The 25,704-nt window shown below is 67.8% G+C and carries 20 protein-coding genes; 15 read left to right on the forward strand and 5 right to left on the reverse strand.

Annotation, left to right across the window (positions count from 1 at the left end):
- Positions 1–79 precede the first annotated feature (79 nt).
- From ACZ9CK_RS06215 to ACZ9CK_RS06225, 3 genes are all read right to left on the reverse strand, one after another.
- A complete protein-coding gene (locus tag ACZ9CK_RS06215) occupies positions 80–4,042 on the reverse strand; it encodes a Pls/PosA family non-ribosomal peptide synthetase (protein ID WP_476049520.1) in 3,963 nt (1,320 codons plus the stop codon).
- A gap of 93 nt (positions 4,043–4,135) precedes the next feature.
- Positions 4,136–5,101 carry a quinone oxidoreductase family protein gene (locus ACZ9CK_RS06220; protein ID WP_476049521.1) on the reverse strand — a complete coding sequence of 322 codons (966 nt, stop codon included), beginning with the start codon at positions 5,099–5,101 and terminating at the stop codon, positions 4,136–4,138.
- A 111-nt stretch (positions 5,102–5,212) separates the two neighbouring features.
- Positions 5,213–6,301, reverse strand: coding sequence for a fatty acid desaturase family protein (locus ACZ9CK_RS06225; RefSeq protein WP_476049522.1), 1,089 nt, complete (start codon positions 6,299–6,301; stop codon positions 5,213–5,215).
- Positions 6,302–6,497: 196 nt separating this feature from the next.
- Between ACZ9CK_RS06225 and argC the strand changes: the two genes are divergently transcribed.
- The 9 genes from argC to ACZ9CK_RS06270 all read left to right on the forward strand — a co-directional run bounded on the left by argC (position 6,498) and on the right by ACZ9CK_RS06270 (position 16,052).
- A complete protein-coding gene (argC, locus tag ACZ9CK_RS06230) occupies positions 6,498–7,529 on the forward strand; it encodes an N-acetyl-gamma-glutamyl-phosphate reductase (protein ID WP_426302907.1) in 1,032 nt (343 codons plus the stop codon).
- Entirely contained in the window at positions 7,526–8,692 is a 1,167-nt protein-coding gene (gene argJ, locus ACZ9CK_RS06235; protein WP_476049523.1) for a bifunctional glutamate N-acetyltransferase/amino-acid acetyltransferase ArgJ, read from the forward strand. The genes argC and argJ overlap by 4 nt, the downstream gene beginning before the upstream one ends.
- 12 nt (positions 8,693–8,704) lie before the next feature.
- Positions 8,705–9,670 (forward strand): acetylglutamate kinase, encoded by a 966-nt coding sequence (gene argB / locus ACZ9CK_RS06240; RefSeq protein WP_426302909.1) that lies wholly within the window; start codon positions 8,705–8,707, stop codon positions 9,668–9,670.
- Positions 9,667–10,935, forward strand: coding sequence for an acetylornithine transaminase (locus ACZ9CK_RS06245; RefSeq protein WP_476049524.1), 1,269 nt, complete (start codon positions 9,667–9,669; stop codon positions 10,933–10,935). Before argB ends, ACZ9CK_RS06245 begins: the two co-directional genes overlap by 4 nt.
- On the forward strand, positions 10,932–11,933 hold the full coding sequence (gene argF / locus ACZ9CK_RS06250) for an ornithine carbamoyltransferase (protein WP_476049525.1): 1,002 nt from the start codon (positions 10,932–10,934) through the stop codon (positions 11,931–11,933). Before ACZ9CK_RS06245 ends, argF begins: the two co-directional genes overlap by 4 nt.
- Positions 11,934–12,464: an arginine repressor gene (locus ACZ9CK_RS06255; RefSeq protein ID WP_426302912.1), complete on the forward strand. Its 531-nt coding sequence runs from the start codon at positions 11,934–11,936 to the stop codon at positions 12,462–12,464. It abuts the gene before it with no gap.
- Positions 12,465–12,596: 132 nt separating this feature from the next.
- Positions 12,597–13,802: an argininosuccinate synthase gene (locus ACZ9CK_RS06260; RefSeq protein ID WP_476049526.1), complete on the forward strand. Its 1,206-nt coding sequence runs from the start codon at positions 12,597–12,599 to the stop codon at positions 13,800–13,802.
- Positions 13,803–13,804: 2 nt separating this feature from the next.
- Complete coding sequence (gene argH / locus ACZ9CK_RS06265) at positions 13,805–15,220, forward strand: argininosuccinate lyase (RefSeq protein ID WP_476049527.1); 1,416 nt, start codon at positions 13,805–13,807, stop codon at positions 15,218–15,220.
- Between the two features lie 94 nt (positions 15,221–15,314).
- Positions 15,315–16,052, forward strand: a complete 738-nt coding sequence (locus tag ACZ9CK_RS06270) for a maleylpyruvate isomerase family mycothiol-dependent enzyme (protein WP_476049528.1) — start codon at positions 15,315–15,317, stop codon at positions 16,050–16,052.
- Here ACZ9CK_RS06270 and ACZ9CK_RS06275 read toward each other — a convergent pair.
- On the reverse strand, positions 15,958–17,604 hold the full coding sequence (locus ACZ9CK_RS06275; RefSeq protein ID WP_476049529.1) for an AlkA N-terminal domain-containing protein: 1,647 nt from the start codon (positions 17,602–17,604) through the stop codon (positions 15,958–15,960). The two genes, ACZ9CK_RS06270 and ACZ9CK_RS06275, sit on opposite strands and share 95 nt — an antisense overlap.
- 79 nt (positions 17,605–17,683) lie before the next feature.
- Between ACZ9CK_RS06275 and ACZ9CK_RS06280 the strand changes: the two genes are divergently transcribed.
- Positions 17,684–18,343: a DNA-3-methyladenine glycosylase gene (locus tag ACZ9CK_RS06280; RefSeq protein WP_476049530.1), complete on the forward strand. Its 660-nt coding sequence runs from the start codon at positions 17,684–17,686 to the stop codon at positions 18,341–18,343.
- 18 nt (positions 18,344–18,361) lie between these two features.
- On the opposite strand, the gene ACZ9CK_RS06285 is transcribed toward ACZ9CK_RS06280, so the two are convergent.
- Positions 18,362–19,666 (reverse strand): D-arabinono-1,4-lactone oxidase, encoded by a 1,305-nt coding sequence (locus ACZ9CK_RS06285; protein WP_476049531.1) that lies wholly within the window; start codon positions 19,664–19,666, stop codon positions 18,362–18,364.
- Positions 19,667–19,815: 149 nt separating this feature from the next.
- Between ACZ9CK_RS06285 and ACZ9CK_RS06290 the strand changes: the two genes are divergently transcribed.
- The 5 genes from ACZ9CK_RS06290 to arfA all read left to right on the forward strand — a co-directional run bounded on the left by ACZ9CK_RS06290 (position 19,816) and on the right by arfA (position 25,693).
- On the forward strand, positions 19,816–20,817 hold the full coding sequence (locus ACZ9CK_RS06290; RefSeq protein ID WP_476049532.1) for a LacI family DNA-binding transcriptional regulator: 1,002 nt from the start codon (positions 19,816–19,818) through the stop codon (positions 20,815–20,817).
- A 178-nt stretch (positions 20,818–20,995) separates the two neighbouring features.
- The gene (locus ACZ9CK_RS06295) at positions 20,996–22,252 is read left to right on the forward strand and encodes an extracellular solute-binding protein (protein ID WP_476049533.1); all 1,257 of its coding nucleotides are present in this window, start codon (positions 20,996–20,998) and stop codon (positions 22,250–22,252) included.
- Positions 22,253–22,263: 11 nt separating this feature from the next.
- Positions 22,264–23,202, forward strand: coding sequence for a carbohydrate ABC transporter permease (locus tag ACZ9CK_RS06300; protein ID WP_476049534.1), 939 nt, complete (start codon positions 22,264–22,266; stop codon positions 23,200–23,202).
- A gap of 1 nt (position 23,203) precedes the next feature.
- Positions 23,204–24,106: a carbohydrate ABC transporter permease gene (locus ACZ9CK_RS06305; RefSeq protein WP_476049535.1), complete on the forward strand. Its 903-nt coding sequence runs from the start codon at positions 23,204–23,206 to the stop codon at positions 24,104–24,106.
- Positions 24,107–24,154: 48 nt separating this feature from the next.
- Positions 24,155–25,693, forward strand: coding sequence for an arabinosylfuranosidase ArfA (gene arfA / locus ACZ9CK_RS06310; RefSeq protein WP_476049536.1), 1,539 nt, complete (start codon positions 24,155–24,157; stop codon positions 25,691–25,693).
- The last annotated feature ends 11 nt before the right edge of the window (positions 25,694–25,704 follow it).

Below are 25,704 nucleotides of genomic sequence, written 5' to 3' on the forward strand. Positions count from 1 at the left end.
GCACCGCCCTCACGGGAACGGTCCAGTGTCGGGAATGGTCCAGCGTCGGGAACGGTCAAGCGCTGGGAACGGCCCGTGTTCACGGCTTCGTGCTTGGTCCGGACCAGGGGCTGACGGGATTGCCCATCCAGTAGCTCCCCGCCGGGACGGCCTCGCCGCGCATCACCAACGATGCCGGCCCCACGGTTCCGCCGCTGCCGATGCTGGCCTGGGGAAGGATAACCCCGTGTGGTCCCATGGTGGCGCCGTCTTCGAGGACCACGGTATCGATCGCCATGATGCGGTCGTGGAACAGGTGGGTCTGCACCACGCAGCCCCGGTTCACCGTGGAGCTCCTGCCAAGGCTCACCAGGTCGGCTTCGGGAAGCCAGTAGCTTTCGCACCAAGTGCCGCGGCCGATCTTCGCGCCGAGTCCGCGCAGCCACCACACCAGGGCAGGTGTTCCCGCGGCGGCACGGGCGAACCAGGGCGCACTGACCATTTCGATGAAGGTATCCACCACTTCGTTGCGCCAGATGAACGGACTCCACAGAGGGTGCTCACCGGCCCGGATCCGGCCCACCAGCAGCCACTTCGCCGCTACCGAGCTCAGGGCGGCCACCGCTCCGGCGAGCAGCATCACGACCCCGCCGAGCAGGGCGGCCGCCCAGTAGGACGTGCCGGAGGCGATCCAGTCGAGCGCCAGCATGACCCCGACGGCGATCCCCGCCGTCAGCATGACCGGCACCAGGCGGCAGAGTTCCCACAGCCCGCGGCGGGTCTTCAGGGCGGCCGAGGGGTTGAAGGTGAGGCTCTTGTCGGCGTCGACCACGGTGCGGCGGAGCCGGACCGGCGGGCTGCCCAGCCACGAGGTGCCGGACTTGGCCTTCGCCGGGGTGGCGGACAACACGGCCACGAGGGAGTTCTTGGGTACGTTGCGGCCGGCGGCGGTCATGCCGGAATTGCCAAGGAATGAACGTTTGCCGATCTTGGCCGGGGCGATCCTGACCCAGCCCCCACCCAGTTCATAGGAGGCCACCATGGTGTCGTCGGCCAGGAACGCGCCGTCGCCGATCGTCGTCATTTTCGGCAGGAGCAGCACGGTGGACGCTTCAACGTTCCTGCCTACCGTGGCCCCGAGCAGGCGCAACCACACGGGGGTGAACAGGCTGGCATAGATCGGGAACAGCAGGTCCCGCGCCATGTCGAGCACCCGCTCCGTGGCCCAGACCTGCCAACCGGCCCGGCTGTGGACCCGGTAGTAGCCCTCCTTGAGGCCCAGGCCGAGCAACCGCGTCACCGCAAGGACCAGCAGCAGGTTGCAGAGGAACCAGGCCAAGGCGGCGAAAGGTACCGAAAGCAGCACCTCGGGCAGCGCCGACTGCAGCGAGGACTTGCCGCGGACGAAGGCCAGCACCACCTGGGCGCCAGCGAATGCCGAGGTGTAGGGGATCAGGGCGAGGAGCGCGGAGGCCCCGGCGAAGGCGGCGAACCAGGACCGCCGGACGAAACGGGAGATGGCAGGGGCTTCGGGCCACTCGTTCTTCGCCTTGCCGAGGCGCTCCGCGGGGGAACCGGCCACGAGGTGGCCGGCTTTGACCCTGCCGAGCACCGCGGATCCGGCCTCCACCCGCGCTCCGGCGCCGATGCTCGTGCCGGGCATGAGGGTGCTGCGGGCGCCCACGGTGGCGCCGGGGCCGACACGGATTTCGCCGATGTGCACCGAATCGCCGTCAACCCACCAGCCGGAGAGGTCCACCTCGGGTTCGATGTTGCTGCCGCTGCCCAGCGTGAGCATGCCGGTGACCGGGGGCAGCGAGTGCAGGTGTACGTTGTTGCCGATTTTCGCGCCGAGGGCCCGGGCGTAATAGGGCACCCACGGAGCGCTCGCCAGGCTTACGGCGCCGGCCAGGTCCTGAACCTGCTCGGCCAGCCACAGGCGCAGGTGCACCTTGCCGGCACGGGGGTAGCTGCCCGGCCTGACCCCGCGCAGCAGGATCCGGGCAGCCGCGACGGCGATCGCCATGCGTCCGAGCGGGCTGACGAACACCAGCCAGGAGGCGAGGATCCACCACCAGGACACCACCGGTGCCGCGGTGAAGCCCGCAAGGTCGGCCAGCAGCCGGTTGGCGGCCATCAGATACGTCAGCCAGCGCATGCCGGTGAGGATGTTGAGCAGGATCCCCATCAGCGTCTGGAACAGCTGCGACTTCAGTGCGGTAGGACGCACGGGGCGTTCGACGGCGGCAGCTGGGGCGCCGCCGTCGGGCAGCGACTGGCGGGCCGCCTCGACGAGGGCGCCGATGCGCGGCGTCGCGTAGATTTCCGCCACCGTGATAGTGGGGTACCGGACACGCAGGGCCGAGACGAGCTGGGCCGCGGCCAGGGAGCCGCCGCCGTAGGCGAAGAAGTCGGCATCCAGGGAGGTCACGGGAGAGCCGAGGACCGATTCCCACTGTTCCACGATCCAGGCGGCATCATCCGGAAGATTCAATGGTGCCTTGTCCGCGTCCGCGGCGAACGCGCCGGGCAACGGCCAGGGAAGGGCATGCCGGTCCACCTTGCCACTGGTCTTCGTGGGCAGCGAATCCACCACCGCCAGCAGCGGAATGAGGGCGGCAGGCAGGCTCCCGGCCAGCAGGGTGCGGGCCTCGGTCAGATCCAGTCCGGCAAAGTCCGGTTCCGTGGCGTCCGCGGGTGCAAGGTAACCCACCAGGATCTGGTTCCCGGCCGCCGTCGTACGGACAGCGGCAGCAGCCCCCGCGATCCCGGGCAGCGCCTGCAGGGCGGCGTCGACCTCGCCGAGTTCGATCCGGCGGCCGCCCAGTTTCACCTGCTCGTCGGCACGGCCCTGGAAGATCAGGCCCTCCCGTTCGTAGCGCACCAGGTCGCCGGAACGGTAGGCGCGGTCCCAGCCCAGCGACGGCATCGGCGCGTATTTCTCGGCGTCTTTGGCCGGGTCCAGGTAGCGGGCCAGCCCGACGCCGCCGATCATCAGTTCGCCGGTTTCGCCCTCGGGCACCGGAATGCCGGAAGGATCGACGACGGCGAGGTCCCAGCCGTCCAGCGGCAGCCCGATCCGCACGGGGCCGGGTCCGCCGAGGGGAGCGGCGCAGGCAACCACCGTCGCTTCGGTGGGGCCGTAGGTGTTCCAGACCTCGCGGCCGTCCACGGCGAGGCGTTCAGCGAGCTCCGGCGGGCACGCTTCGCCGCCGAAGATCAACAGCCGGACGTTCTCCAGTGCCTCGGCGGGCCACAGGGCCGCGAGCGTGGGCACCGTGGACACGACAGAGATGCCGTGGTTGATCAGCCAGGGGCCGAGGTCCATTCCGGAACGGACCAGGGCGCGGGGCGCCGGGACCAGGCAGGCACCGTGCCGCCAGGCCAGCCACATTTCCTCGCAGGAGGCGTCGAACGCCACGGACAGGCCCGCGAGCACGCGGTCGTGCGGCCCGATTGGCTCCGCCTGCAGGAAGAGCCGCGCTTCGGCGTCCACGAACGCCGCGGAAGAGCGGTGCTGCACGGCCACGCCTTTGGGCGTCCCGGTGGAGCCGGAGGTGAAGATGATCCAGGAGTCGTCATCCAGGGCGGGTTTCCGCGGCGCCGGGAAGGGCGCTGGCCGTTCGCCCGCCACGTCCACGGCAAGGCCCGCCGTCACCGTGCCCGCCACCCGGGCCTCGCCGAAGACCAGGCGGGCCCGTTCCTCGGGATCGTCGGCGTCCACCGGGACGTAGGCGGCGCCCACCAGCAGGATGCCGAGGATCGCCACGTACAGCTCATTCCGGCCCGAAGGGATCCGGACGCCGATCTTGTCCCCGGCGCCAAGGCCCCGGCTGTGCAGGGTCCGCCCGAAGGCGCGGACCGCCGTGAGGAGTTCGGCGTAGCTCAGCGACTTGCTGCCGTCGTCCAGCGCCGAGGCCTCGGGAAAACGCCGCGCGGTGTCCTCGAGGATGTCCACCAGCGTGCGCTGCGGGGGTGCCGCGGCAGCGCCGGGAAACTGCGGCAGGAATGCGCCGCCTGGGATGCCCGCGTCCGGGGTCTGTATGTCTTGCTCCTGTGTCACTTCAAGAGCTTTGCCGACGAAAGTGAACAAAAGGTGACATTTTTCGTTTCCGCGTCACCGTGTCGTCACACGCGCCGGGGCCAGCGGCGGCAGTTACGGAACCAGCAGCACCTTGCCGGTGGTTTTGCGCGTTTCCAGGTCGCGGTGGGCCTGGGCCGCCTCGGGTAGCGGGTAGCGCGCTCCGATCCGAACCTTCAGGGTGCCCTTGGCGGCGGCGTCGAAGATTTCGGTCGAGCGCCACTGGCGTTCCTGGGCGTTCTGCAGGAAATGGACCAAGGTAGGGCGCGTGAGGGTTAGCGAGCCGCCGGCGTTCAACCGCTGCGGGTCGAAGGGCGGGACCGGGCCGGACGCCGCGCCGTAAAGGACCAGTGATCCGCGCATCCGCAGACTCTCCAGGGAGTCGTCGAAGGTGTCCTTGCCGACGCCGTCGAACACGGCGTGCACGCCCTCGCCGTCGGTCAGTTCGCGGACTTTCTGCGCGAAACCGTCGTAGCGTAGCACGACGTCGGCGCCCGCCTCGCGGGACAGCGCTTCCTTCTCGTCGGTGGACACCGTGGTGATCACCCGGGCGCCGCGCGCCTTGAGCAACTGGGTCAGGATGAGGCCGACACCGCCCGCGCCGGCGTGGGCGAGCACCGTCTGGCCGGGCTCTACCCGGAAGGAGGAGTTCATCAGGTAGTGGGCAGTCATGCCCTGCAGCGGCAGGGCGGCTGCGGTGAAGTCGTCGACGCCGGCCGGAACAGGCAGGGCTTTCTGCTCGTCGATCACGGTGTACCCGGCGTAGCTGCGGGCGCCTTCCGCCGTGGCCACCCGGTCCCCGACGCTGAAGAGTTCGACACCATCACCCACTGCCTCGACCGTGCCGGAGCATTCCGCGCCGGGCACGAAGGGGAAGGCCACCTTGTAGATGCCGCTGCGCTGGTAGATCTCGCTGAAGTTGACACCTGTCGCGGCGACCTTGACGAGGAGCTGCCCCGGCCCGGGGACGGGAACCTCCGCCTCACGGTATTCCAGTACTTCGGGTCCTCCGGGTTGCCGGGCAATGATGGCGTGCGTCATGGCTCTCCTTTGCTCCGGGCAGGTCTTTCCGCGCCCGGTCCACCTAACCCATCCTAGGGAGGGAGTCAGGGAAAGCGCCCACTGGGTGCGGCTGCCGGCGGCTCCCAGCGGTCAGCGGCGGCCGTGGACCGAGGCGACAGGACAGTCGAAGCCGCGGCCTGCGGACAGGCCTACTTCATTGAGATAGCGGACCACGATTCCGTAGGACTGCATGAGGGTGGTTTCGGTGTAGGGAATCGAATGGGTGGCGCAGAAGCTGCGGACGATTGCCGTGGCCCGGTGGAGTTGCGGTCGTGCCATGTCCGGAAAGAGATGGTGCTCCACTTGGCGGTTGAGGCCGCCAAGCAGGAAGTCCATGAACCGGCCACCGGAGATGTTCCGGGAGGTCAGGACCTGCCTGCTGAGGAAATCCACGCGGCTGTCCGCCGGCAGGACCGGCATGCCTTTGTGGTTCGGGGCGAATGAGGCGCCCATGTAGACGCCGTAGACCACGATCTGCACACCGAGGAAGGCTGCGGCCATGCCCAGGGGGAGGAAGGTGAAGGCCAGCACCGGGAGCGCGAGGAGCCGGACCAGCAGGATGGGTGCTTCCACCCAGCGGTGGCGCACTTTGCCGCGGCCCAGGACGAAGCGCAGCGAGTCGAACTGCAGGCTGATCCCCAGCAGTCCGAGGAGCGGGAAGAAGAACCAGCCCTGCTTGCGGGTCAGAAGGGCCGGGAGGCCCTTCCTGGCGGCAGCGGCTTCAGGATGGAAGACCAGGGCATTGTTCTTGATGTCCGGATCCTTGGAGATGACATTCGGGTGGTTGTGGTGCGCACCGTGTTTCTGTTCCCACCAGGAGAAGCTGATCCCTGCGATCCCGGTGGCCAGGAGCCTTGCTGACCAGTCGTTGGCCCAGCGGGAAGCGAAGATCTGCTTGTGGCCGGCCTCGTGCGCCAGGAAGCTCAGCTGGGTGCAGACGACGCCGACTCCGGCCGCGATGAGTAGCTGGTACCAGGAATCGCCGATCAGGGCGAATCCCAGCCACGTAGCGGCCATGAGGGCCATGAGTGCTGCGAAGAGCCAGATGTAGAAACCCCGGCGGCGTTCCAGGAGACCCTCGGCGCGGACGCTCTTGAGTAGCTCGGAATAGCTGCGGACCATGGGGTTGGGCTGGATGGCGCGTGTTTTCGGGCGCTCAGCGGTGGATGTGGGTGACATATGTGCTTGTGCCCCGTATCGCTAACGGGCAACGCTGCACCCGACGTTCGGACTGCACGGTCTGGATCACCCTTTACTCAGCATACGCTCCGCCCGCAAGGCCCCCCGCCCGGCATGCACCGGCGGTCAAGGCCGGGCAGAATCCGGCATGCATAAATATCGGCAACCATGCATAGTTTTGCTGTACAGTGTTGCCATGACTATTTCTGTTGCCGTTTCCGGGGCCAGCGGTTATGCCGGCGGGGAAGTACTGCGCATCCTTGCCGGCCACCCAAACGTCACCATTGGCGCCATCACGGCGCACAGCAACGCCGGTTCCAGACTAGGGGAGTTGCAGCCGCATCTCCATGGCCTGGCGAGCCGGATTCTCGAAGACACCTCGGTGGAAAACCTCTCCGGCCATGACGTGGTGTTCCTGGCGCTGCCGCACGGCGCGTCCGCGGAGATCGCCGCCCAGTTGCCGGAAGGCACCGTGGTGATCGACGCCGGAGCGGACCACCGGCTTGAGGACCCCGCCGCCTGGGAAAAGTTCTACGGCTCGGCCCACGCCGGCACCTGGCCCTACGGCCTCCCGGAACTGCCCGGCCAGCGCGAAAAGCTCAAGGGGGCCAAGCGCATCGCGGTCCCGGGCTGCTATCCGACCTCGGCCCTGCTGGCCCTTACGCCCGGTTTCGCCAACAAGCTCCTGCTGCCCGACGACGTCGTGATCGTCTCGGCCTCCGGCACCTCGGGCGCCGGCAAGGCAGCGAAGGTCAACCTCATCGGCTCCGAAGTGATGGGCTCCATGAGCCCCTACGGCGTGGGCGGCGGGCACCGCCACACCCCCGAAATCGAACAGGGCCTGTCCAACGCGGCGGGCGAGCAGGTCACGGTGTCCTTCACGCCCACCCTCGCCCCGATGAGCCGCGGCATCCTCACCACCGCCACCGCGAAGATCCGTCCCGGCGTCACCGCTGCGGAACTCCGCCAGGCCTGGAGCGAAGCCTACGAGGACGAACCGTTCGTCCACCTGCTGCCGGAAGGCCAGTGGCCGAGCACCAAGTCGGTGCAGGGCTCCAACCACGCCGTCATGCAACTGGCCTTCGACGGGCACACCGGCCGTGTGATCGTCACGAGCGCCATCGACAACCTCACCAAGGGAACCGCCGGCGGTGCCGTGCAGTCCATGAACATCGCCCTCGGCCTGGATGAAAACGCCGGCCTGAACCTGCAAGGAGTCGCACCGTGACGATCACCGCCCCCAAGGGATTCCGCGCCGCCGGCGTGAAGGCCGGCATCAAGGCCTCCGGAAATCCTGACCTGGCCCTTGTGGTCAACGACGGCCCGCTCAAGGCCGCCGCCGCCGTCTTCACCTCCAACCGCGTCGCCGCCGCCCCCGTGCACTGGTCACGCCAGGTGGTCTCCGACGGCCGCGTCGACGCCGTCGTGCTCAACTCCGGCGGGGCCAATGCCTGCACCGGCCCGCAGGGCTTCCAGAACACCCACGCCACCGCGGAGAAAGTCGCGCAACTGCTGGGCATCTCCGCCTCCGACGTCGTGGTCTGCTCCACCGGGCTGATCGGCGAGCAGCTGCCGATGGACAAGCTCCTGCCCGGCGTCGAAGCCGCCGCCGCCGAACTGTCGGAAGACGGCGGATCCGCCGCCGCCGCCGCGATCATGACCACGGACACCGTCGCCAAGGAAGCGGTGTTCACAGGCACCGACGCCGAAGGCAGGCAGTTCACCGTGGGCGGCATTGCAAAGGGCGCGGGCATGCTCGCACCGGGCCTGGCCACCATGCTCGTGGTGCTCACCACCGACGCCCAGGTCCCCGCGGAACTGCTCGACGTCGTGCTGCGGGACGCCACGCGCGTCACCTTCGACCGCGCGGACTCGGACGGCTGCATGTCCACCAACGACACCGTGGTGCTGCTCGCCTCCGGTGCCTCCGACGCCGTCCCCTCGGCCGAGCAGCTCGGCGCCGGCCTCACCCAGGTGAGCGCCGAACTGGCTCGCATGCTGATCGGCGACGCCGAGGGCGCCAGCCACGACATCGCCATCCGCACCTTCAACGCCGCGAGCGAACGCGACGCCGAAGTAGTCAGCCGTGCCGTCGCCCGCTCCAACCTCTTCAAGACCGCGATCTTCGGCAAGGACCCCAACTGGGGCCGTGTCCTCTCCGCGGTCGGCACGACGGACGCCGCCTTCGAAGCGGACCAGCTGAACGTGTCCATCAACGGTGTGCAGATCTGCCGGAACGGCGGCATCGGTGAAGACCGCAACCTTGTGGACCTCGAACCCCGCGAAGTGCGCGTCGACATCGACCTGCAGGCCGGCGACGCCGAAGCCACCATCTGGACCAACGACCTCACGCACGAGTACGTGCACGAAAACAGCGCCTACTCGAGCTAGGCAGGAGAACCCGTGAACGCCCACACCCGCGAGACCACCTCCATGGCCGCTGCCCAGGACAAGGCGGCCACCCTGATCGAGGCACTGCCCTGGATCCAGCGCTTCGCCGGAACCACCATGGTGGTCAAGTACGGCGGCAACGCCATGGTCAACGATGAACTGCGCCGCGCGTTCGCCGAGGACATCGTGTTCCTCCACCACGTGGGCATCCACCCCGTGGTGGTGCACGGCGGCGGCCCGCAGATCAACTCCATGCTGGGCCGGCTCGGCATCGAATCCGAGTTCAAGGGCGGGCTGCGGGTCACCACGCCCGAGGCCATGGACGTGGTCCGCATGGTCCTCACCGGCCAGGTGGGCCGCGAACTGGTGGGCCTGATCAACTCGCACGGGCCCTACGCCGTCGGCATGTCCGGCGAGGACGGCGGGCTGCTGCGTGCCGTCCGCACCGGCACCGTGGTGGATGGCGAGGAAGTTGACCTCGGACTGGTGGGCGAAGTGGTGGGCGTCGATCCCACGGGCATCCGCGACATCCTCGACGCCGGCCGCATCCCTGTGATCTCCACGGTCGCCCCGGAGATCATTGACGACGGCGACGGCTCGCTTTCCGCTACCGGTCCCTGGCAGACCACCGGGCAGGTGCTGAACGTCAACGCGGATACTGCCGCGGCCGCCGTCGCCTCCGCGCTGGGTGCCTCCAAGCTTGTGATCCTGACCGACGTCGAAGGCCTCTACGCCAACTGGCCGGACAAGTCCTCGCTGATTTCCTCGCTCACCGCCTCCGAACTGCGGGAGATGCTGCCAGGACTGGAATCGGGCATGATCCCCAAGATGGCGGCCTGCCTCAAGGCGATCGACGACGGCGTGGAGCGCGCGCACATCGTGGATGGCCGCCTGGCCCATTCCATGCTGCTGGAAACTTTCACGACCGCGGGCATCGGAACGCAGGTCGTCCCCGACGAAGAAGAGAGCGCACAATGAGCCACTCCGAAGCAGAGCTTGTCGAAAACTCCGCCAATGAAACCCCGGCCAGCGAAATCGCCGGCCAGGGCAGTGGCGCCGAGTGGCTCTCCCGCTACTCCTCCTCGCTCATGGGCGTCTTCGGCACCCCGCAGCGGGTGCTTGTGCGCGGCGCGGGATGCCTCGTCTGGGACGCCGACGGCAAGGAGTACCTGGACCTGCTGGGCGGCATCGCCGTCAACGCCATGGGCCACGCCCACCCCTTCGTCACTTCCGTGATCGCGAGCCAGCTGGCCACGCTGGGCCACGTCTCCAACTTCTTCACGAGCCCCACCCAGATTGCCCTGGCCGAGAAGCTGCTGGCCCTGGCCAAGGCTCCGGCCGGGTCCAAGGTGTTCTTCGCCAACTCCGGCACCGAAGCCAACGAAGCCGCCTTCAAGCTGGCCCGCCGCAACGGTGAAGCAGGCAAGCGGAGCAAGATCATCGCGCTCGAGGGTGCCTTCCACGGCCGCACCATGGGTGCCCTGGCGCTGACCGCCAAGGAGGCCTACCGGGCTCCGTTCGAACCGTTGCCCGGCGGCGTGGTCCACATTCCCTTTGGCGACATCGACGCCCTGCGTGCCGCCGTCGACGACACCACCGCGGCCGTCTTCCTCGAACCCATCCAGGGCGAGGCCGGCGTCCGCCCGCTCGGCACCGACTACCTGCAGGCTGCCCGGGAAGCCACCACGGCCGCCGGAGCCCTGCTGATCCTGGACGAGGTGCAGACCGGCATCGGACGTACCGGCAAGTGGCTCGCCAGCGAGGACGCCGGAATCGTCCCGGACGCCATCACCCTGGCCAAGGGACTGGGCGGCGGCTTCCCGGTCGGTGCGCTCATCACCTTCGGCGAGGCAGCGTCGTCGCTGCTGTCCGCCGGCCAGCACGGCACCACCTTCGGCGGCAACCCGGTGGCCACCGCCGCCGCGCTCGCCACCCTGCATGCGATAGAAAGCCAGGGCGTGCTGGAGAACGTCCGCACCGTGGGTGCCTTCCTGCGCGACGGCCTGGCCGCCGTCGACGGCGTCACCGAAGTCCGCGGCGAAGGCCTGCTGATCGGCTTCGACCTGGACACCGACGTCGCCCCCGCCGTCGTGCAGGCCGGGCTCGACGCCGGATTCATCATCAACAGCCCCGGCCCGCGCACCATCCGCCTGGCCCCGCCGCTCATCCTGAGCACCGAACAGGCCGGCCGTTTCATCGCGGCCCTTCCCGCCCTCATCCAGACAGCGAAGGACGCCAAATGACCACCCGCCACTTCCTCAAGGACACCGACCTCAGCCCGGCCGAACAGGCCGAGGTGCTCGAACTCGCCGCCCGCATGAAGGCCGCGCCGTACAGCGTGCAGCCCTACGCCGCCGAGGGCAGCGGCCGCAAGACGGTCGCCGTCATCTTCGACAAGACCTCTACCCGCACGCGGGTTTCCTTCGCCACCGGCGTGGCGGACATGGGCGGCACCGCCCTCATCATCAACCCGGGCGAGGCCCAGATCGGCCACAAGGAATCGGTCGAAGACACTGCCAAGGTACTCGAACGCATGGTCCACACGATCGTTTGGCGCACAGGCGCCCACGCCGGCCTGGTGGCCATGGCCGCGAACTCCAAGGTTCCGGTCATCAACGCCCTCTGCGACGACTACCACCCCTGCCAGTTGCTGGCCGACCTGCTCACGGTCAAGGAACACAAGGGTGAGCTTGCCGGACTCACCATGGCGTACCTGGGCGACGCCGCCAACAACATGGCCAACTCCTACCTGCTGGCCGGCGTCACCGCGGGCATGCACGTTCGCATCAGCGGCCCCGAAGGCTACCTGCCCGCCGCGGACATTGTGGCGGCCGCTGAGGCCCGTGCCTCGGAAACCGGCGGCTCCGTGCTCATCACCACCGACGCCGCCGAGGCGCTCAAGGGGGCCGACGTCGTCGCTACCGACACCTGGGTGTCCATGGGCCAGGAAGCCGAGAAGGAAGCCCGCCTGCAGCTCTTCCGCGACTACTCCGTGGACGAGGCAGCCATGGCACAAGCCGCGCCTGACGCCGTGGTGCTGCACTGCCTGCCCGCCTACCGCGGCTACGAGATCTCCGCCGGAGTCATCGACGGCCCGCAGTCGATCGTCTGGGACGAGGCCGAAAACCGCCTGCACGCCCAGAAGGGCCTGATGGCCTGGCTCATGCACCAGTCCGGGCTCGCCGTCGTCGAAGGCCTTGCCCCCGTGGAAGGCGCGGCTCCCGTGGGGGAGCGCAGCTAGGTGACAGTCCAGCCGCCGACGCCGGGCAGCAGCCCGGCCACGAAGACCGCCCGGCAGGCGCGGATTACCGCGATCCTGCGCGGCGAGAGCGTCCGTTCGCAGGCCGAGCTCGCCGCCCGGCTGGCGGACGACGGCGTCCAGGTCACCCAGGCCACCCTGTCCCGGGATCTGGTGGAAATCGGGGCCGTCCGCGTCCGCGGCACCGAAGGGGTGCTGGTGTACGCCGTTCCCGGCGAAGGCGGGGACCGTGCGGCCACCAGCGGCGTGGGCCAGGAAATCCTGGACGCCCGGCTGGAGAAGCTCTGCGGCGAGCTGCTGGTCACCGCCGAGGCCTCGGCCAACCTGGTGGTCCTCAGGACGCCGCCCGGCGCAGCCAACTTCCTGGCCCTGGCCATCGACCATTCCGTGATGCCCTCGATTCTGGGCACAATTGCCGGGGACGATACCGTGCTGCTCGTGGCCCGCGACCCGCACGGCGGGGAGGCCCTGGCGGCCCGTTTCCTGGCAATGGCGGAGTCGAACCCCAACTAGCTCGCATTTGTGGTCGTTATGGGCCCCCGAAACGACAACAACTGCGAGTCAGTTGACCCCGAGATGTATAAATACGCATAACGCTGTATAGTCATTCATAATCAACATGATCTGTCCCAAAGGAGCACTCTCGTGACTGAGCGCATTGTTCTGGCCTACTCCGGTGGCCTCGATACGTCCGTAGCCATCGGCTGGATCGGTGAAGCCACCGGCGCCGAGGTCATCGCCGTCGCCGTCGACGTCGGACAGGGCGGCGAGTCCCTGGAGACCATCCGCCAGCGTGCCCTCGGCTGCGGCGCCGTCGAGGCCTACGTAGCCGACGCCCGCGACGAGTTCGCCAACGAATACGCCATGCCCACGCTGAAGGCCAACGCCCTCTACCAGGGCCACTACCCGCTGGTCTCGGCGATCTCCCGCCCGGTCATCGTCAAGCATCTGGTCAAGGCCGCCCGCGAATTCGGCGCCACCACGGTTGCGCACGGCTGCACCGGCAAGGGCAACGACCAGGTCCGCTTCGAGGTCGGCATCCAGACCCTTGGCCCGGACCTGAAGTGCATCGCCCCCGTCCGCGACCTCGCCCTCACCCGCGACAAGGCCATCGCCTTCGCCGAGGAAAAGGGCCTGCCGATCGAAACCACCAAGAAGAACCCGTACTCGATCGACCAGAACGTCTGGGGCCGCGCCGTCGAAACCGGCTACCTCGAAGACATCTGGAACGCTCCCACCAAGGACATCTACGACTACACCGCGACGCCGGAGTTCCCGCCGGCCCCGGATGAGGTCACCATTTCCTTCGAGGCCGGCATCCCGGTGGCCATCGACGGCGTCAAGGTCACCCCGCTGCAGGCCATCCAGGAACTGAACCGCCGCGCCGGCGCACAGGGCGTGGGCCGCATCGACGTCGTCGAGGACCGCCTCGTCGGCATCAAGTCCCGCGAGATCTACGAAGCCCCGGGTGCCATGGCGCTGATCACCGCCCACAAGCACCTCGAGGACGTCACCATCGAGCGCGAGCAGGCACGCTTCAAGGCCACTGTCGGCCAGCGCTGGTCCGAACTGGTCTACGACGGCCAGTGGTTCTCGCCGCTCAAGCGCTCCCTGGACGCCTTCATTGACGACACCCAGAAGTACGTTTCCGGCGACATCCGCATGGTGCTGCACGGCGGCCAGGCCATCGTCAACGGCCGCCGCTCGGGCACTTCGCTCTACGACTTCTCGCTGGCCACCTACGACACCGGCGACACCTTCGACCAGTCGATGGCCCGCGGCTTCATCGAGCTGTGGGGCATGTCCTCCAAGGTTGCCTCCAGCCGCGACCAGCGCGTCGCCGGAGCCTGAACATGACCTCGGCAACAAACGAAGGCGCTCTGTGGGGCGGCCGCTTCGCCGGCGGCCCCGCGGATGCCCTCGCCGCGCTGAGCAAGTCCACGCATTTCGACTGGCGGCTCGCCCGCTATGACATCGCCGGATCCAAGGCGCACGCCCGCGTGCTGCACAAGGCCGGACTGCTGGACGACGCCGAACTCGAAGGCATGCTCGCGGCCCTGACCCAGCTGGATGAGGACGTCGCAAACGGCGCCTACCTGCCGGCCGAGTCCGATGAGGACGTCCACGGTTCGCTGGAGCGTGGCCTCATCGAGCGCGCCGGCACCCAGCTGGGCGGCAAGCTCCGTGCCGGCCGTTCCCGCAACGACCAGGTGGCCACCCTCGGCCGCATGTTCCTGCGCGACCACGCCCGGCTGATCGCCCGCGGCGTGCTGGACACCGTGGACGCGCTGGTGGAGCAGGCCAAGGCCCACCACGGCGTAGCCATGCCGGGCCGTACCCACCTGCAGCACGCCCAGCCGGTCCTGCTCAGCCACCACCTACTGGCCCACGCCTGGGCGCTCCTTCGCGATGTGCAGCGCCTCCAGGACTGGGACAAGCGTGCGGGTGTGTCTCCTTATGGTTCCGGTGCCCTGGCGGGTTCCTCGCTGGGCTTGGATCCCGAGGCCGTCGCCGCGGACCTGGGCTTCTACTCCGCCGTGCACAACTCGATCGACGGCACCGCTTCCCGCGATGTCTTCGCCGAGTTCGCGTGGATCTGCTCCATGATCGGCGTGGACCTGTCCCGGATCTCGGAGGAAGTCATCCTCTGGGCCACCAAGGAGTTCTCCTTCGTCACGCTGCACGACTCGTACTCCACGGGGTCCTCGATCATGCCGCAGAAGAAGAACCCGGATGTTGCCGAGCTCGCCCGCGGCAAGGCAGGGCGCCTCATCGGCAACCTGTCCGGCCTGCTGGCCACGCTCAAAGGCCTGCCGCTCGCGTACAACCGCGACCTGCAGGAAGACAAGGAGCCGGTGTTCGACGCCGCCGACACCCTGGAGCTGCTGCTCCCGGCCGTGTCCGGCATGATCGCCACGCTGAAGTTCAACAGCGAACGGATGGAGTCCCTGGCTCCGCAGGGCTTCGCGCTGGCCACGGACATCGCCGAATGGCTGGTCCGCCAGGGCGTGCCGTTCCGCGAGGCGCACGAGCTCTCCGGCGCCGCCGTCAAGCAGGCCGAAAGCCGCGACGTCGAGCTTTGGGACCTGACGGACGAGGAATACGCCGCCATCTCGGAGCACCTGACGCCCGAGGTCCGCACGGTCCTGTCTACGGAAGGCTCGCTCAACAGCCGCAACTCCCAGGGCGGCACGGCTCCGGCCGCCGTCGAACGGCAGCTGCAGGCGCTGGAAGCCGAACTCTCCGGAGCCCGCGTTTACGCAGGCTGACGCGCAGCAAACGGGGCGCTTCTTCACGGGTATTTCCGCGAAGAAGCGCCCCGTTTGCGTTAACGCCGCTTAACTCTTCCGATACCATGGCCGCATGACCGAGATCACGCCTCAGGCACTCCTGGCCGAGCTCCACAAAGCAGCCTCCACCGCCGCCTCCGTCGTCGCCAAACTCGACGACGCCGCCGTCGCTGCCCCTTCCGAACTTTCCGGCTGGAGCCGCGGGCATGTACTGGCCCACTTGGCCGGCATCGCCAACGCGATGGCCCGCCAGCTGGAGTTCGCGGCCCGCGGCGAGACCGTCGAGCTGTACGACGGCGGCTACGACGGCAGGAACCGCGACATCGAGCTGGCAGCCGGCCACGACGCCGCCCGGCACCGTGAGGCGGTCAATGCAGCTTTCGCCCGGGTCCTGGCGGCGTTCGATGCCCTGGGCGAGGACGGCTGGTCCGCGCCGATCAGCTACCGCAACGGAACAGTGTTCGACGGCGGCCTGGCCCTGTGGCGGGAACTCACCATCCACACGGGCGATCTCGGCACCGGGTTCGGCCCCGAAACCTGGAACCGGCCGTTCTGCGAGCACCTTTTCCGCTTCCTTGAAGCACGCGTGCCGGAGGGTATCAAGCTTGTCCTCCAGCCGCTGGCGCTGCCGCAACAGACCCTCGGCTCCGGCGGCCGCTCCATCGCCGTCAACGGCATGATCACCGACATCGCGGCCTGGCTGGCCGGCCGCACGCCTACTTTGGGGAGCCTGCGGGCAACGGAGGCCGCCGACGGCGTGGAGCTGCCGGAGCTGCTCCCGTGGCCGTCCGGCGCGCCTGCGCCAAAATAGCGGCCTGCGGCAAAGTAGCGGCCTGCGGCAAAGCGGCCGCCTGCTTTGGGGCAGCCGCCGCCCGCCACAGATGCATCGTGGCGTAGGAACGCCAAGGACTCACGTTGGCGAAATCCGCCGACAGCCCCTCGGCGGCCGGCAGGGCTTTCAGCCCGTTCCGGACTGCCGCGTCGTTGGCCAGCAGCACGTCCGGGTCCCCGGGTACCCTCATCGCGACATAGCCCACCGTCCAAGGCCCGACGCCGGGCAGGGGCAGGAGCTTTGCGGCCAGCGTCCGGTGGTCGTCGCCGTAGCCGAAGTCCAATTCCCCGGCAGCCATCGCCCGCGCCGCGGCGAGGACGGACTCGATGCGGCGGCGCGGACCGCGCAGCAGTTCCCCGCCGGCGTCGGCGATCTGTTCCGGCGTCGGAAAGAGCCTGCCGGGGCCGGCGTCCTCCGCGGAACCGCCTCCTTCCGGGAGCAAGGTGCCCGCCTCGGCCAGCCCGGTCAACGTCGTCCGGGCGGCCGCCACGGTGATCTGCTGGCCGATCATTGCCCGGATCAGGAGCTCGCCGGGGTCCACGGCTCCGGGGAGCCGGATGCCCGGAACGGCCTGGACCGACGGGCCGAGCCGCGGGTCGCGGGCCAGTAACTCGTCCACGGCCACCGGGTCGGCGTCGAGGTCGAACAGGCGGCGCACCCGGCTCAGCAGGACGGGCAGGTCGTGCAGATCGATGCTGCTGACCAAAAGGGTCAGCGCGTGGGAACCGGGACTGCCGGCGTCGAACTCGACCCGGAAGCGGGCGGCAGAACGCGGTAGCTGCAGCGTGCGTGCATAGCTGTACACGCCGCCGTCGCCGGCTTCGGCGTGCTCGATTCCAGGCACTGCGCGGACGGCCAGGAAAGCGAAGATCCCGGGGTCGAACGGTTCGCGGAAGGGCAGTTTCACGGTCAGCGCCGAGACGGCGCCGGCCCTGCCGGCCCCGTCCTTCGCATTGCCGTGCCGGTGGTTGCTGCGGCGGGCCACGGCGCGGAGGGCGCTTGGCGTCAGCGCGAAGACTTCGCTGATCGTGTCGTTGAATTGCCGGACGCTGTTGAAGCCGGCGGCGAACGCGACGTCGGAGAGCAGCATGTCCGTGGACACCAGCAGGGTCCTGGCGGTCTGCGCCCGGCTGGCCCGGGCGAGGGAGAGCGGCCCGGCGCCGAGTTCCTCGCCGAGGATCCGGTTCAGCTGTCGGGCCGAGTAGCCCAGCTGCCGGGCCAGTCCCTCGACGCCGGAGCGGGACACCACGCCGTCGTTGATCAGCCGCATCGCCCGGCCCGCCACGTCGGAACGCAGGTTCCACGCCGGAGTCCCGGGCACGGCTTCGGGCAGGCAGCGCTTGCACGCCCGGTAACCGGCTTCATGCGCCGCGGCCGAAGTCTCGAAGAAGGTCACGTTGGAAGCCTTGGGCGTGCGCGCCGGACACGAGGGCCGGCAGTAGATGCCGGTGGAACGCACGGCGGTGACGAACTGGCCGTCGAAGCGGGTGTCGCGAGCATCGATGGCCCGGTAGCGCTGCCAGAAGTCCATGGCTCCATGCTGCCAGCCCGCCGGCTTCCTTCCTAGCGGAAATCGGACACGGCTGCGGCGGCTCTGTTAGGGTCGGCACATGAGCTCGGAGGAGGCTCCCGGGATCCGGGAGATACTGTCCGCGGACCCCCGCGAGGTGGCGCCATGGGTGCTGGGCGCAGTGCTCAGCCACCGCTCCGAACAGGGCACGGTCGCGGTGCGCCTGAGCGAGGTCGAGGCGTACCTGGGGCCGCATGACTCCCATCAGCCGGACCCCGGATCGCACACGTTCCGCGGCCGGACGCCGCGGAATGCGCCCATGTTCGGCCCGGCGGGCCACCTCTATGTGTACTTCACGTACGGCATGCACTATTGCTCAAACATTGTCTGCGGTCCCGACGGCGTCGCCTCCGCGCTGCTGCTGCGCGCCGGCGAGGTGGTCGAGGGGCTTGAGCTCGCCCGCGCCCGCCGTCGCGCGTCCCGCTCGGACATGGACCTCGCCAGCGGTCCCGCTCGCCTGGCCACCGTGCTGGGGCTGACGACGGCGGACAGTGGCAAGGACGCGCTTGCGGCCCCTTTCAGCCTGGTGCTGCCGGCGGCGCCGGTCCCGGCGGAGGTGCTTGCGAGAGGGCCGCGGGTGGGCGTTGCCGGCGACGGCGGAACCCACGACTACCCGTGGCGGTTCTGGCTCGCGGGGGATCCCACGGTCTCCAAGTACAAAGCGGCCGTCCGCCGGACCCGGACCCGCGCACGGGATTAGCACGGGATTAGCGCGGGATTAGCTCACTGCTGCCGAAACGGCCGGGGCCGTTGCTTCCCGGTCTCCACGGTCCGCCGGCAAGCCGTGCAGCACCCGGTCCAGGAAGCTGTTGCGGAACTTGCCCGCCGGATCATAGCTGGCCGCCAGTTGGCGGAAATTCTCGAAATGCGGGTACCGCGGTGCAAGCGTGGCGGCGTCGGCGGCGAACAGCTTGCCCCAGTGCGGCCGCGGCTCGAAGGGTGCCAGCCGTTCTTCGATCAGCGGCAACACGGTTTCGACCTCCTGCTGCATCGGTTTCCAGGTCAGGTGCAGCGCCACGCTGTCGCGTTCGAACGCGGGGCTGAGCCAGAATCCGTCCGCGGCAACCGTCCTGATTTCCGAGACGAACAGAAGCGGCGCCAACACGGGGGAGAGGGCCCGCAGTTCCCGCAGGGCGGCCGCAGCATGGCCGCGCGGAAGCAAGTACTCGCTCTGCAGTTCGTTGCCGTTGCTCGGCGTGAATTCGTGCCGGAAGTGCGGAAGCCGTTCAAGCCAGGGGCCGGGCACGTCCAGCTGTGGGGTGCAGTTTTCTGCGGACATGCCGGGCAGGGGGTGCAGCGCGGACGGTGCCGGCTTCGCGCCGTGGAACTCCTTGGGGGCCGGGCCGTTTCCGGAGTCCCTGGCCTTCCGCCACACCTGGCTGACCGCGGGACCGGCGTAATCCGTGAAGAGGCTGACGCTGTAACCGTCCGAGGTGACCGCCTCGAAGTCCGCCAGTACCGCCTCCCAGGGAAGGCCTTCGTAGACCTGCTGCCGCACCGCGTAGCTGGGTTCGATCGCCAGTTCCAGTTCGGTGATGATCCCCAAAGCGCCAAGCCCGACGACGGCGGCCAGGAAGTCCGCCCCGTCGCTTTCCTGCAGCCGGACCACTTCGCCGTCGGCCCGGATCAGCTGGAGACCCTTCACGGCAGTGTGGAGGCTGCCCAGCTTTGAGCCGGAACCGTGGGTGCCGGTCTGCACCGCGCCGGCCACTGAGATATGCGGCAGCGACGCGAGGTTGTGCAGGGCGTAGCCGTGCGATTCGAGGTACCGGCCCAGCTCGCCGTAGCTCATGCCGCCGCCCACCCTGACCACGGCCCGCGCTGTATCGATCTGCGGTCCGCCGGCCAGGAGGTCCAGGTTCACGTGGATTCCGTCCGTGTCCGCGATGGTATTGAAGCAGTGCCTGGTGCCTACGGCCTTGATCCGTGACGCCGCGGCAACGCCTTCCTGCAGCTGCGCCAGCGTCGCTGGCCGGAGCATGCCGCCGGCTTTGTATTCAAGGTTTCCTGCCCAGTTCCTCATGGCACCTTCCGTGGGGCTGATGTGTGGAAGCAATGCTATGTTAGCGCTATCAACCCTGTCGATGGACGGCCGTTTCCGGGGAGTCGCTGTAGCATCATGCTGGGCGGGCGGAATGGATCCCGCAAGGATGCGAAAGCGGGGGATTCCAGGTGCGGGCAACAGTGAAGGACGTTGCTGCCCTCGCCGGCGTGTCGCCCAAAACAGTCTCGAACGTGGTCAACGGCCAGGTCACTGTCAGCGAGCACACGCGGCAAAAAGTGGAACTCGCCATGGCGGAACTGGATTACGTCCCCAATCTTTCCGCCAGGGGCCTGCGCAATGGCCGCTCTGGGGTCATTGGCCTTGCCCTGCCGGACCTCGGGACGCCCTACTCCGCGGAGATCGCCCATCATGTGGTCGAGGTGGCGCACGCGCAAGGATGGGGCGTCCAGATCGAGGAGACCGGCCTGGATCCGCAGCGCGAATTCGAGCTCATGTCCAAGGCCCGCTCCAACATGATCGACGGCCTCATCCTGAACCCGGTGGCCCTGGATGAAAGCGCCATCAAGCTTCCCGGAACCCTTCCTCCGGTGGTCCTCCTCGGAGAGGTCAGCCAGAAGATCGTTGACCGGGTCTGGGTGGACAGTGTGGCGGCCGCCAAGGACATGACGCTCGCCCTGGCAGCAGGCGGACGGCGCCGGATCGCTGTCCTCGGGGCCAACCGCGGCCGCCGTTCAGCCACCGCCGCCCTGCGCTCGCGCGGCTACCGTGAGGCCCTCGCGGAACTGGGGATCGTCCATGATCCCCGCCTGGAAATCGCCTGTGACGACTGGACGCCGCAGGGGAGCTACCAGGCGCTCCAGGCGTTCCTTACCGTGAACGAACTCCCGGATGCGATCTTCTGTTTCACCGATTCACTTGCCATCGGGGCGCTCAGCCTCTTGTCCCAGTCGGGGTACCGCATCCCTGCGGACGTTGCCGTCTCCGGCTTCGATGACATCGCCGACGGCCGCTTTGCCGTCCCACCGTTGACCACGGTGTCCTTTGATAAGCGAGCCTTCGCGGAAAACGCGCTGAAGCTGCTGACCGAACGGATGGCGGACCGCCGCCGGGCACCGGTAGACCTGGCCCTGCCGTACCGGATTGTGCTGCGTGCCAGCACCGGGAACTGACCTTCCAAGAAAATTGTTGGCGCTAACAAAATTCTCTTGTGCCGACTTTTACAACGATGTAACGTATGAGCCGGATCACACACAACGCGTCCGAAGGAGTACGGGTGAAGCAACAACAACGGCTGCCGGAGGCCCCAGGCCGCAGGCAGTTCCTTACGGGAATGGGGGCGCTCGGGGCTTGCTGGCCACAGGCTCCCTGACTGCCTGCGGCGGAGCGGCGAACGCTGCCGGTCCGGAAGATGTGCGGTTCTGGCATCTGCTCTCCGGTGGCGACGGCATCAAGATGGCCGCCATGATCGACAAGGTCAACGCTTCCCAGCGGGCATTCCGGGTCACACCCACGGTGCTGGCCTGGGGACCGCCTTATTACACGAAGCTCGCCATGGCGTCGGCAGGCGGCCGGCCTCCCGAAGTCGCCATCATGCATGCGGCCCGTGTTCCCGGCTACGCGCCCGGCGGACTGCTGGACCCCTGGGACCTGGACCTCCTGGCACAGCATGGCGTCCGCGAGGCGGACTTCGCCCCCCGCATCTGGGAGAACAGCAAAGAAGATGGCAAGGTCTTCTCGATCGCCCTCGATTCGCACCCGTTCATCATGATGTACAACACCGACACCGCCGCGAAGGCCGGCGTGCTCGGCGGAGACGGACGGCTGGAAGCCATCAGTGATCCGGCCACCTTCAAGGCCGTTGCCACCGAACTGCAGAAGGTCACCGGAAAGCATGGACTCTCCTACGGCTACCTCGGTGACGGCGCCCAGATGTGGCGGATGTTCTACACCTTCTATAAACAGCACGGAGCGGACTTCGAGCTGGTCCAGGGTTCCCGGGCAAAAGTGGACCGCGACGTCGCCGTGGACGTCCTGGAGTTCATCGCCGGCCTGCTGGATGACACCATTGCCACCCGCAGCGGCGACGGCGGAACCGCCATCGCGGAGTTCGCCGGCAAGGCGTCCGGGATGTTTTTCAGCGGCGTTTGGGAACTGCCCACCATGAAGGCGGCCGGAGTGCCGCTGGATGCCCAGCCCATTCCCACCCTGTTCGGAACACCTGCGGCCTTCGCGGACTCCCACGCCTTTGTCCTGCCGCACCAGCTGGACCTCAACGAGGAGAGGCGCCGCTCCGTCTACGCCTTCGTGGCGGAGATGCTCAAGGGATCCCTGGGGTGGGCAGAAGCCGGCCACATCCCCGCCTACCAGCCTGTGGTCCGTTCCGCGGAGTACCAGGCCCTGAAACCGCAGGCACACTATGCCGGTGCCGCGGACATCATCAACTACGATCCCCGGGCCTGGTTCACCGGTTCCGGCTCAGACTTCCAGGCCTACTTCGCCGAAAACGTGCAGAACGTCTTCCTCGGCAGGATCAAGGCCAAGGACGGCTGGGATGCCTTCGTCAAGCGGCTGGACACCCTGCTGTCCAAGCCCCAGCCGGTATAGGAGCCCTGGAAATGAGCACATCAACCATCAGCCGGCGCAATGCGGCACCGGCAGCAGCCCCCAACGGAACTGCACGGGCAGCCAGCCGCCGTCGGGACGCCCTCCACGGCTGGGGATTCATGGCCCCGTTCATGGCCTTCTTCGTCCTTTTTCTCATCTGGCCGCTGCTGCATGGCGCCTACATGAGCCTGACCGGCAAATCCCTCACGGGAGCCAACGACTCCTTCCTGGGCCTGGCCAACTACGCCGAGGCGCTCGCCGACGCCGATATGTGGCACTCCCTCGGCAACACCCTCTACTTCACCGTCATCAGCACGGTCCCATTGGTCCTGGTGGCGCTCGCCATGGCCGGCCTCGTGAACATGGGCCTCCCGGCGCAATGGCTGTGGCGGCTGTCCTTCTTCGCTCCGTTCCTGCTGGCCTCCACCGTGGTGTCGCTCTTCTTCACCTGGATGTTCAACCCGCAGCTCGGGCTCCTCAACGAACTCCTGGCCATGGTGGGGATTCCACCCGTGGCTTGGTTGAACAACCCGGACGTGGCCATGTGGTCGATCGTGATCGCCACCGTCTGGTGGACGGTCGGCTTCAACTTCCTTCTCTACCTCGCGGCAATGCAGAACATTCCCGCCCAGCACTACGAGGCCGCCCAGCTGGACGGCGCCGGCGGCTGGCGCCAGTTCTTCTCCATTACGCTGCCCCAGCTCCAGCCCACCACCATCATGATCGTGATCCTGCAGGTCCTGGCATCCCTGAAGATCTTCGACCAGGTGTACCAAATGACCGGAGGCGGACCGGGCGGGGCCACCCGCAGCACCGTCCAGTACATCTTCGAGACAGGCTTCACCGGATACCGCCTCGGATACTCCTCGGCGATCTCCTACATCTTCTTCGGACTTATCGTGCTCGTCTCGATCGCCCAGTTCTTCATCACCCGCAAGAGGAGCGCATGACATGGCAAACTCCACCCTGCTCAGCCCGTCCCGGAAGCAACAGCCGGCGGCCCCGGCACCCGTCCCCGCGGTCAAACGCCGGCTGCCCGCAAGCCGGATAGCTGCCACCGTCGTCGTGGCCTTCCTTGCGGCGCTCTGGCTCCTGCCGTTCGGCTGGGCCACCATCACAGCCCTGAAGAGCGAAACGGAAGCCGCGGCCACACCCATCACGTTCTTCCCGGCGTCGGGCTTTACCTTCGAGGCGTTCGCCAAGGTCCTCGCCGAGGGCAATATCCCGCAGTGGACCTGGAACTCACTCTTCACCTCGGCGGCCATCACCCTGGTGACGCTGGTGATTTCCGCGCTCGCGGCCTACGCCCTGTCCAGGATCGACTTCAAGGGCCGGAAGCTCCTCATGGGAATCATCGTCGCGTCCCTGATCGTGCCGCCGCCCGTGCTGATCATCCCGCTCTTCTACCAGATGGTCTCCTTCCACCTGATCGATACGTACTGGGGGATCATCCTGCCGCAGGTCATCGCCCCCGCCATGGTCTTCGTGCTCAAGAAATTCTTCGACCAGATCCCGCACGAGCTTGAGGACGCGGCCCGGGTGGACGGCGCGGGCCGGGTCCGGATCTTCCTGCAGGTGGTGCTCCCGCTGTCCCGCCCCATCCTGGCCGCCGTGGCGATCTTCGTTTTCATCGGCGCCTGGAACAACTTCCTGTGGCCCTTCATCGTCACCAATGACAGTGCCATGCTGACCCTGCCCGTGGGCCTGCAGACCATCAAGAGCGCCTACGGCATCCAATACGCGCAGAACATGGCCTCCGCCCTGCTCGCAGCGCTTCCGCTGATCCTGGTCTTCCTGTTTTTCCAGCGCCAGATCATCAAGGGCATTTCCACCACCGGCCTCGCCGGAACCTAAGCAGAACACCCGCATTGCCAAGCCACCACAACCAGGAGAAACCACATCATGTCCCGTGCACGGATCAGCATCGACCGCGACTTCACCGTTTCCGAGGTGCCCCGCCGGCTCTTCGGGTCTTTCGTGGAGCACATGGGCCGGTGCGTCTACACCGGCATCTACGAACCAGGCCACCCCACGGCGGACGAACAAGGCTTCCGCAAGGACGTCCTTGCCCTGACCAAGGAACTCGGCGCCACGGTGGTCCGGTATCCGGGCGGCAACTTCGTCTCCGGCTACAACTGGGAAGACGGCATCGGGCCCGTGGAGAACCGGCCGCGCCGCCTGGACGGAGCGTGGCACACCCTGGAAACCAATGCTTTCGGCCTGCACGAATTCGTGGACTGGTCCCGCAAGGCCGGTGTGGAGGTCATGGAGGCCATCAACCTCGGAACCCGCGGGGTGGATGCCGCACGCGAAATCGTCGAGTACGCCAACCACCCAGGCGGCACCTACCTGTCCGACCTCCGCATCAAGAACGGACACAAGGATCCCTTCGACATCAAGCTGTGGTGCCTCGGAAACGAGATGGACGGGCCCTGGCAGATCGGCCACAAGACGGCCGAGGAATACGGCAGGCTGGCCCAGGAAGCCGCCAAGGCCATGAGGTTCGTGGACCCGGACATCGAACTTGTGGCCTGCGGCAGTTCAAGCTCGGCCATGGACACGTTCGGCGCGTGGGAACAGACAGTCCTCACCCACGCCTACAACGAGGTGGACTACGTCTCCCTGCACGCCTACTACCAGGAGGAAGAGGGAGACGCCGGAAGCTTCCTGGCCAGCGCGGTGGACATGGACTACTTCATCGAATCCGTGATCGCCACCGCCGATTCGGTCCGGGCCAAGGGCAAGCACAAGAAACACATCAACCTGTCCTTCGACGAATGGAACGTCTGGTACCAGCGCGGCCTGGACACCGAGGACCAGCCACACCGCGTGAACGCTTCCGGCTGGCGGGAACACCCGCGCGTCATCGAAGACAAGTACAACGTCACCGACGCCGTGGTGGTGGGCACCCTGCTCAACTCGCTGCTGCGCCACGGGGACCGCGTGAAGATCGCCAACCAGGCCCAGCTGGTCAACGTCATCGCCCCGATCTTCTCCGAAGAGAACGGCCCGGCCTGGCGGCAGACCATCTTCCACCCCTTCGCCCGTATGGCGGAACTGGCGAAGGGCATGATCCTGCGGACCCACGTGGACTCGGACAAGTACTCAAACGCCCGCTTCGGAGATGTGGACCTCGTGGACGTCAGCGCCACCTGGGATGAGGAAAACGGCCGGCTCGCGCTGTTCCTCGCCAACCGGGGGCTCGCCGAAGCGGCAGACGTCGACGTCGCACTGCGGGGCTTCGACGCCGGCCGGATCCTCCGCGCCGAGGTGCTGGAGGTCCCCGAAGGCAAGGACCGCTTCGCAGCGAACCTTTTGGAAACCGGCGAGCAGGTGGGGCTCAAGCAGCTGGCCGGCGTAAAAGCCGCCGGGGACGAACTGAAGCTCACGCTGCCCGCATTGTCGTGGGCCGTCGTCGAACTTGAGGTAACCAAGGCCTGACGGACGGAGCG

It is taken from the genome of Arthrobacter sp. TE26545 (assembly GCF_056279005.1).